The sequence below is a fragment of the Clostridium drakei genome, from assembly GCF_000633595.2.
In the GTDB taxonomy this organism is placed as follows: domain Bacteria; phylum Bacillota; class Clostridia; order Clostridiales; family Clostridiaceae; genus Clostridium_AM; species Clostridium_AM drakei.
Genome location: NZ_JIBU02000117.1, coordinates 1 through 401 on the forward strand (window position 1 = coordinate 1; position 401 = coordinate 401).

Annotated in this window: 1 pseudogene; it reads left to right on the forward strand. The window is 57.1% G+C overall.

Features of this window, described 5'->3' with window-relative positions:
- Window positions 1-401: pseudogene (locus tag EG57_RS0225075) on the forward strand (hypothetical protein); the annotation flags it as partial.

Below are 401 nucleotides of genomic sequence, written 5' to 3' on the forward strand. Positions count from 1 at the left end.
TACTGGGGCTACCGGACTTCAAGGTATTACCGGTCCTACTGGAGCTACTGGACTTCAAGGTGCTACTGGTCCTACTGGAGTACAAGGTGTCACTGGGCCTACTGGGGCTGATGGTGTTACTGGACCTACTGGCCCTCAAGGCATTACCGGAGCTACTGGACTTCAAGGTGTCACTGGAGCTACCGGACTCCAAGGGGTAACTGGTGCTACTGGAGCTGACGGTGTTACCGGGCCTACTGGCGCTCAAGGCATTACCGGAGCTACCGGACTTCAAGGTGTCACTGGGCCTACTGGGGCTGATGGTGCTACCGGAGCTACTGGACTTCAAGGTGTCACTGGAGTCCAAGGGGTAACTGGTGCTACTGGAGCTGACGGTGTTACCGGTCCTACTGGCGCTCAAG